Source organism: uncultured Veillonella sp., assembly GCF_905209685.1.
Taxonomy (GTDB): Bacteria; Bacillota; Negativicutes; order Veillonellales; family Veillonellaceae; genus Veillonella.
Window position 1 is genome coordinate 1 of the sequence record NZ_CAJLUB010000068.1, and the last position, 9,131, is coordinate 9,131.

At 37.7% G+C, this 9,131-nt stretch carries 7 protein-coding genes and 1 pseudogene; all 8 read left to right on the plus strand.

The genetic code is table 11. The features are described from left to right. Positions 1–404 (plus strand): annotated as a pseudogene (locus QZ055_RS06080) (2-oxoacid:acceptor oxidoreductase subunit alpha); the annotation flags it as partial. Between the two features lies 1 nt (position 405). Then, positions 406–1,278, plus strand: coding sequence for a 2-oxoacid:ferredoxin oxidoreductase subunit beta (locus QZ055_RS06085; RefSeq protein ID WP_295206381.1), 873 nt, complete (start codon positions 406–408; stop codon positions 1,276–1,278). Positions 1,279–1,597: 319 nt separating this feature from the next. Next, positions 1,598–3,448: an MAG1210 family protein gene (locus QZ055_RS06090; protein ID WP_295825301.1), complete on the plus strand. Its 1,851-nt coding sequence runs from the start codon at positions 1,598–1,600 to the stop codon at positions 3,446–3,448. Next, positions 3,441–4,160 carry a LemA family protein gene (locus QZ055_RS06095; RefSeq protein WP_295825303.1) on the plus strand — a complete coding sequence of 240 codons (720 nt, stop codon included), beginning with the start codon at positions 3,441–3,443 and terminating at the stop codon, positions 4,158–4,160. The genes QZ055_RS06090 and QZ055_RS06095 overlap by 8 nt, the downstream gene beginning before the upstream one ends. 72 nt (positions 4,161–4,232) lie before the next feature. Further along, a complete protein-coding gene (locus tag QZ055_RS06100; protein ID WP_295825305.1) occupies positions 4,233–5,579 on the plus strand; it encodes an MATE family efflux transporter in 1,347 nt (448 codons plus the stop codon). Positions 5,580–5,680: 101 nt separating this feature from the next. Further along, positions 5,681–6,568, plus strand: coding sequence for a prephenate dehydrogenase/arogenate dehydrogenase family protein (locus QZ055_RS06105; protein WP_295825308.1), 888 nt, complete (start codon positions 5,681–5,683; stop codon positions 6,566–6,568). A gap of 190 nt (positions 6,569–6,758) precedes the next feature. Then, positions 6,759–7,796 carry a nicotinate-nucleotide--dimethylbenzimidazole phosphoribosyltransferase gene (locus QZ055_RS06110; protein WP_295825310.1) on the plus strand — a complete coding sequence of 346 codons (1,038 nt, stop codon included), beginning with the start codon at positions 6,759–6,761 and terminating at the stop codon, positions 7,794–7,796. Further along, on the plus strand, positions 7,793–8,896 hold the full coding sequence (locus QZ055_RS06115; RefSeq protein ID WP_295825312.1) for a nicotinate-nucleotide--dimethylbenzimidazole phosphoribosyltransferase: 1,104 nt from the start codon (positions 7,793–7,795) through the stop codon (positions 8,894–8,896). Before QZ055_RS06110 ends, QZ055_RS06115 begins: the two co-directional genes overlap by 4 nt. Positions 8,897–9,131 lie beyond the last annotated feature (235 nt).

Below are 9,131 nucleotides of genomic sequence, written 5' to 3' on the forward strand. Positions count from 1 at the left end.
ACGTAGCGCAAACTGATAAACGTTTCCGCAAATTGGAAACTGTAGCTGATAACTACGAACCATTCTTGAATAACGCTAAATACGACGAAGCAGATGTTCTCGTTGTAGGTATGGCTTCTAGCCGTGGCGCTATCGAAGAAGCTGTTGCTGAATTCGATCAAGAAGGTGTTAAAGTTAACCACTTGCAATTGCGCTTGATTAAACCATTCCCAGCAAAACAATTACAACCATTTATGGATGCTGCGAAAAAAGTGGTTATCGTTGAGCACAATGCAACAGGTCAATTGACTAACTTATTTAAAATCAACATGCATAAGAAATCTAAAATTTCCAGCTGCTTGAAATACGATGGTAATCCATTCACAAAAAGTTATGTGAAAAATGCGATTAAGGAGGTCCTATAATATGACAACAGCTAAAGATTACAGAAACGATATTCGTCCTAACTGGTGTCCAGGCTGTGGCCATTATGGGGTTCAAGCAGCGATTACTGACGCTGTAGTAGCGAAAAATATTCCACCAGAAAAATTAGCAGTAATTTCCGGTATCGGTTGCTCTAGCCGTATCGGTGGTTATTTCTACGCTTATGGTGCTCATACAACTCATGGTCGTGCGCTTCCTTACGCACAAGGCGTTAAACTTGCTAACCAAGACTTAGAAGTTATCGCTTGCTCTGGTGATGGTGATGCGTTCGCTATCGGTATGGGTCACACTATCCATGCTTTCAAACGTAATGTAAATATGACATACGTTGTAATGGATAACCATGTATATGGTTTGACTAAAGGTCAAGCATCCCCTCGTTCCGATATCGGTTTTGTTACAAAAACAACTCCTCGTGGGGCTTTCGAATCTCCATTGTCCGTTTGTGAAACTGCAATTGCTGCAGGTGCTACATTCGTAGCACAAGGTTACATGATTAATCGTGCACAACTTGTAGAGTTGATTCAAAAGGCAATGGATCATGAAGGTTTCTCCTTCATCAATGTATTCAGCCCATGTGTTACATACAATAAACACAACAGCTATGACTGGTTTAAAGAACATTTGGTAGAATTGCCAGAAGGTTATGACCCAACAGATCGTGCAGCAGCACTTAAAACTTTGGGTGAAACTGATGGCTTGGTAACAGGTGTTATCTATCAAGATACTACTAAACCTTCCTTCGAAAAAGCTATGGCGGCAGCAAATGGTGGTCCACATCCTCGTCCATTAACTGAAGATGTTGTAAAACCAGATCAAGCGCTATTTGATAGCCTTTGCAATCAATTTAAATAATCTTATCTAAATTGAATTATGTATAATCTGAACCCCTCTTTACTGGATGAACAGTAAAGAGGGGTTTTACATTATCACATTATGAATCGTATGATTACTTCAGAGTGTTATGAATGATATGGTTATTTTATAGCGATATGAATCGTATTATTACTTTACGGAGGTTTTCTTAATTGATATACTAATTTATAATTTAGGATATTTATAATTAAGTAAAATTTGAACGCTTATAAATATAAGAGGCTATTATTTCAGAATATAAGGCATAATGGAAACGTATAGAAGTATCATTTGCTATGCGATTCATTAAGGAGATGGAATGAGTAACGTGTCGAATGAATATAATGAAGCATTACTAGAGCCACTTAAGTATTATCGGGAAGAGTTAAAGGACGCGTTTCAACAAGTAACCGAAGAATACTTTCAACAATTAGTAGATCAATCAAAGATTGATATAGATAACAACAAAGTATTAATAGATAAGTATACTGAGGTATCAGAAAATCGCGATCAATCAAACACATCCTATAAACGATTTGGCCTTATCAAAAAGGTTGATATTGTTATTGGTATAGGTGCCATTATTTATGGTATTTATCAGTTTTCACAAGATCATATTGATATTGTAGCGGTTATTGTTTCTATACTTATATTAGTTCTATGTGTAGGGCTTTACCTATATTGGATTAAGCCTAATAGTAAGAGCCTTGAAGAAAAACTTAATGATTTAGATGCTACATTAGCTAAAATGCGTCAAGAAGGCTATGAGATGATGGCCCCTTTAAACGATCTATTTCATAGTGAAATGACTGTAGAACTTATAAAAAAGGCGATTCCTTTTATTCATATGGATTCTAACTTTAATATTGAACGATATGAACAGCTCGTTAAAGATTATGGATTCTTAGAAAAAGGTGATGTAAATCATTCCACCTTAGATATTGCTTCTGGTGATATTTTAGGAAACCCCTTTGTTTTTCTGAAGCGCATAATCCACTGGATGGATGATTATACGTATGAAGGCACCTTAAATGTTACGTATACAGAAGAGTATGTTGATTCTAATGGGAATCTAAAAACTCGTGATGTTAACGAAACATTACGGGCCGTTATAAGACAACCAGGTCCTTATTATGCCAATAAAGTATCTTTAGTGTATGGTAATCCTGCAGCACCTAACCTAACATTCCATAGGAAGCCACCGGAAAAAGGATTCTTTAATTTCGGTGGTGCTAAGAGTCGATTAGCTAAAGGAATAGCCAGCCTTAGAAAGATGAGTCAAGACTCATTGGAGGCGGGTAGTAATTTTCAGGCCTTAGCTAATGAAGAGTTCGATGCACAATTTAATGCATTAGATCGCAACAATGAGGTTGAGTTCCGCGTACTATTTACGCCATTAGCACAAAACAACTATAAGGATATTTTTGAAAACTCTCCATATGGAGATGATTTTATATTTAATAAAGAGTGTAAAATTAATGAGATTAAAGCTGACAATTCTCAAAATTGGGACTTTGATACATCACCATCTCAGTATTATGATTTTTCATTCCAAAAGATTAAAGAGAAGTTCATTAATTACAACTGCAGTTACTTTGATCACATGTATTTCTCATTCCTACCAATTTTAGCGATTCCTGTGTATCAACAAATGGCTTCTAATGATTATATTTATGGCAAGTCTTATAATTTCAAATATAATGATTACATTACAGAAATGCTAGCAAATAAAATGGGACTTAATTTATTTGTTCCTCCTGATGCGGCTCAGCGGAATAATGTAAAAACAATTCTTAAGACTAGCCACCATAAAAATGAAGGTGACTCTGAGGTAATTAAGGTAGATGCCTATTCTTATAGGGTCATCGAACACGTAGATCAAGTGCCTGTACGAGCTGGTAATGGTAGAACCTATTATGTTCCAGTACGCTGGGACGAGTATGTACCTGTTACAAAACACGAATTTATAGAGGTTTCAGAAATTAAATCTGCTGGAGAGGATTTTAAGCATATTAAAGGTCTAGATCAGTATCAAAAATCTGAAAATAATAGAGATAGGTCTTTTGCATACGATCACTTTATGGCAGGTAAACTATATCGACAAAATCAGTCTCTCGACGATTTATTAAATACTATTTACAAAGAATTTGGAGGTACCCAAAATGGCTAACCAACTCGACGAAATGAATCCGGAAATTATGTCTGAAGGCAGAGATGTGCATGTTATCGCTAAGGTAATCCCTGTTGAAACTAGTGGCTTTGAAAAACTTCTTCCAACGATCCTTATGGCAGTAGGTGTTATCGGTATCGTTTTAGGCATAGTTATCGACAAGTATCTAGTATCCATTATTGGTGCAATCGTGCTAATTTATCCATGGTGGAGATTAAAACAAATTAGCTCAGAATTTAATATGATGGAACAAAGAATTCAAAATGCTGCATCCGAAATTGATAACTATATGGAGCAACGTGTGGTGATTCTTTCTAATGCGGCTAAACTTGTGGAAAAATCTATTGAAGTTGATAAGGATATCCTTGTAGACATTGCTAAGTATAGAAGTGGTAATATTTCTGAAGAATCTAGAAGTGATGTGAATGCACAACTTAATAAGGCTACAAGAGCCCTCAACGTAGCTATAGAAAATTATCCTGAATTACAAAGCCAAGATACGATTCGTGATGCAATGCAACAAAATTCTTACTTACAAAAAGAAATTACTGCAGCTAGAACGTTGTATAATGATGCTGTAAATACTTGGAATAGAGAAATCTTTGAATTCCCATTTAAAAAGATTGTAGCTGCAAAAGAAGGTAGAACTACAAGAATTCCATTTATTGCAGATCAAGAAACTAAAGAAAAAGCTAAAGGCGTTTTCTTTTAAGGGATAGGCAATTGGGTGTTAGTGTATAAAGGGCATACTATGAAATCTGACATTAGTATATAAGGGGATACTATGAAGTCTTATGAAAAAGGGATTAGCTTGTCTATCTGGACCTTGAGCTGGCCTATATTTATCGAAGTGTTCCTACAGCTGTTGGTAGGTAATATAGACCAAGTGATGATGAGCCATTACTCTCCTCAAACGGTAGCAGCCGTGGCTAATGCCAATCAAATTCTAAATATCTTTATTATGCTCATCATTGTTATGAGTACCGCTACGACGATTTTGATTGCTCAATATTTAGGGGCCCGTAATCAGTCGAAGTTATCAGAGGTGTGTACGGTTAGCTTGGTACTGAACTTTTTCTTCTCGTCTATAGCGGCCGTATTCTTTATCACCTGTCATAAATGGATCTTTACGTGGCTTGGTATTCCGCCAGAAACGATGAGTGATACATCTGTATATACAACCATTGTAGCAGCAGGATTACCAATTCAAGCTATGTACTATGCATTGGTAGCAGTATTTAGGGGGCATTCATTAACACGTATTACCATGTATATTGCACTGGTTATGAATGTTATCCATATCACAACTAACTATATATTAATATTTGGACATGGTCCGATACCAAGTCTAGGTGTGTTAGGTGTATCAATTTCTACTTGGTTATCTAAGGTGGTAGGCCTCGTAATTATCGGCTATACATTTAAGAAGTTGCTTACGTTAGAGGTGAGCTTCAAATTTTTAAAACCATTCCCGTGGCATACGGTTAAGTCTTTACTGAATATCAGTGTTCCCTCTGGTGGTGAAACCTTAAGTTATCAGTTATCTCAGACAACGATTATGAAAATGGTCAATATCCTAGGGCTAGCTGTTATTAATACAAAGGTGTATGTATCAGTTGTTGCCATGCTTTGCTATGTATATACCATAGCATTAGCAAATGCATCTCAAGTTATTGTGGGTTACCTGATGGGGGCTAAACGACAAGCTGAGGTGACAAATCGCGTATGGCATTCTATGTTGTTAGCCATTGCCATTAGTGTAGGACTGGCTACGTTCTTTTATATTACCAGTGATATTGTACTATCCATATTTACTACGGATCCAGAAATCCTATCGTTAGCACATAATGTATTACTGATTGAGATTTTTCTTGAGTTAGGTCGTGCCGTTAATATTGTTATGGTTGGCTGCTTACAAGCAGCAGGGGATATTAGAACACCGATGCTCGTAGGCATTTTTGGCATGTGGTTATGTGCTGTACCATTGTCCTATTTATTTGGTATTTACTGGGGATGGGGGCTCGTAGGCATTTGGATTGCCATGGCGGTAGATGAAATTTTACGAGGTTTATTATTTGTATATCGCTGGTATAGTGGGAAGTGGAAAAATAGACGCCTCATAGAGGTATAGTCTTATATTTACACGATTTCAATATATATTTAGTAGTTTGTAGATATAGTTAGCCTTACATTAGAGAGTGTAAGGCTAATTATTTGTGAAAGTAGGTTTATATGAGTAAGACAGTAGGTATTATTGGCTTAGGTTTACTAGGTGGTTCGTTGGCGAAGGCTTTAAAGGCCTATACCGATTATGAGGTAGTGGGTTATGCGCGTCGCCAAGAGGTTTGTGATGCGGCCATTCAAGATGGGGTGGTAAAAGCTGCTTGGACTGAGGTAGAACCATTGATTGAAAATTCAGATATCGTTGTATTTTCATTGCCTCCAGATACAAATGCAAGACTATTTACAGAAATGGCACATCTTTTTAGACCAGGACAAGTGGTGACTGATGTATCTAGTGCAAAGGAAAACTTTGTACGAGCTGTATATGATTCTATTCCGAAAGGGACAATTTTTGTGTCTGTTCATCCTATGGCTGGCTCTGAAAAGGGTGGCTACGAAGTATCTCATAAAAACCTATTTAAAGGTATGGGCTGGATTGTACTAGAGGATAAGGCCTCTGATGTATATAGTGAAGATGTTGCTCAAGAACTAGCTGAAATGGGACGCGCTGTAGGATCACGTATTGAATTTGTCGATATCTATGCTCACGACGCGTATTTAGCTATGGTGAGTCATATGCCACATTTATTGGCATCCATTTTAACTCAAGTTTCCGGTGGTGATGAATTAGGCGAGTTGCGCATGAAATTATCTGCAGGAGGCTTTAGAGATTGTACACGGGTTGCCGGTGGTTTGCCATCTATGTGGCGTGAAATCATCTACGGTAATAGACACAATGTAATTGAAGGTCTTTCACAAATCGAATCTGAAATTCAACGGGTAAAAGAAATACTTTTACAAGAAGACGAAGGGCAAAGTCTAGAAGCCTATTTAGAACGAGGCAGAGAAATTCGCGGTAAATTACCATATTTAACAGGACAAATAAAGAATAGCTAATGATAAATAATTATTAGCTAAGGCTATACATTGGTTAGCACTCATAGAGTACTAACAATGAGTAATTAACATTCATTTGAGTTTGATGTATATTTATGTAGCTGAAGCAACGCGGTTTATGCAGTATAATATGTATACTAGGGTTCGTAAAGAATATACATTTAACATATTATTTAGTTAAGGAGATACCATGAGTTTGTTACAAGAAACTTGTGACGCTATTAGAGGTCGCAGTCATGAAATTGAACAACATATAATCGATAATTGGAATGCAGGTTCACCTGTAGAACAATATGGGCGACTTGTAAACGTGGTGGCTCAATATGGTGCGGCTACAAATCAGGAACACTTAACGATTCCAAAGCCTTGTATGATTATTGCCTCTGCCGATCATGGCGTGGCCGATATGGGCGTAAGTGCGTATCCAAAGGAAACAACTGTAGGAATGACACAAAACTACCTAATTCCTAAGGGGGCGGGCGCCAATTCCTTAGCTAATTACTGTGGTGCTCAAATGGAAGTCATCGATATGGGCATTGATGCAGATATGAGCTGGGTGCCAGGACTCCGTAGTCATAAACTTGGTATGGGCACAAAAAACTTTGTAGAAGAACCGGCCATGACACGTGAACAAGCCATTGAAGGCATTGAAACAGGTATCCGGCTTGTAAAAGAGAAAATCGACGAAGGCTTTAATGTTTTCTTAGTAGGGGAAATGGGAATTTCCAATACTACTGCTAGTGCTCTTATGACTGCCAAGTTTGCAGGACTCACTGCAGAGGAAGCTACAGGACGAGGCACTAATATTTCTGATGAGCGTCTAAAATTAAAGCAACGCATTGTGCATGATGTATTAGAAAAATATAAAGATATTCCGAAAGATGATGCAATCGGAATTTTATCCTCTGTGGGCGGCTTTGAATTTACATGTATCGTAGGTGTTATTCTAGGTGCTGCAGCGAATAATGCACTTGTTATTATTGATGGTTTTAATACATCTGCTTGTGCATTGGTTGCTAAAACATTAGTTCCACAGGCGATGGATTATGTAATGGCATCTCATTTATCTGCTGAAAAAGCGGCTAAATCTTCTTTAGAAAATTTAGGCCTTGAAGCCTATGTTGATTTAGGGCTATGTCTCGGTGAGGCCTCTGGTGGCTCCATTCAAATGGGAATGCTAGATCTTGCCGTTCATATGTATTTGGCTGTTACAGGAGGTAAGGCATGAGAACTTTTACAATTGAACCATTACATGCACCATCCATGGAAGCATGCCGATTACGTATCGATAATTTAACAAAACCTATTTATAGCCTTGCAACGTTAGAGTTAATAGCTGAGCGTTTTGCGGGCATTCTGGCAGATCCTCAACCAAATCATTTGCGATATGGCGTACTTGTGGTGGCGTCGGACCACTTGGTAGATGGTCCTCAAAATAGTCAGCATGGTAGTGAAAGTTATGAGGCTATCAAGCGTTTCAATGAAGGTAGAACGGCTACACAAGGGGCCGCATCTAAGTTGAATGCAGCTGTGCACGTTGTAAATATAGGTCTTGAACAAGATACAACAGATTTAACAAATATTGACCAACAGGTTATCCGTAAGGGCTCCCACTTCTTCGGTGTAGAACCTGTCATTTCTCGTGATGAATTAGAAGAGACCCTTGAATTAGGTTTTAATTATGCTGATAAATTACACAACGATGGATTGCAAGTCGTTGCTATTGGTAATATTGGTGAACGAGCATTCCTTGATTCTCTCGTAACGACTGCAACTATCACAGAATGTGAATTTAGCGATATTCTCGTTCATACTGAATGTGGCCCTACTATTGAACAGCGAGCGGCTCATATTCATTCCTTTGTAGATCGTTTTGATATCGCTGTTGATGATTGGTCTGCTTTGAGTGAAAGCGAGCGCCGTGATGCGGTATTGCATTTACTTCATATTGCAGGAGGCTTAGATATTGCATTCTTAACAGGTTTTATCTTAGGTGCTGCTAGTCAGCGTATGGCTATCGTTTTTGATAATGCCGTAACAGGTGCTGCTGTATTGGCTGCTATTACCATTGAGCCATTAGTAAAAGACTATGTATTTCCATCGGCTGCCTATGAGGAACCAATTCATAAGGAACAATGTCGATTCCTTGGAATAAAACCATGTTTACACTACAATTTACAAATTGATGAAGCATTGGGTTCCACAATGGGGTTATCTATTATCGATGCATCTATGCATATGTTAAATGATATGAAAACCTTCGTTGAAGCTGAGGTTAAAGCAGCTGAAGATGGTGCCGGTAAAGGTAGACAAAAGAATAAAGAGTAATCTATATAAAAGAGGGAGTATTAAATCCCTCTTTTTGTATGTTTTATGCTCAATTATCCGAAATTAACTGAGAATTTCATGGAAAAACCATTGACACTATATGTGTAAATTGATATTATTATAGGGCAGTCAGGACAGACTTAAATTCTTCTTGACGACAGATTGATGATTATGTTATATTAATTATCGGTTCTGTATGCGGGAATAGCTCAGCGGTAGAGCACCGCCTTGCCAA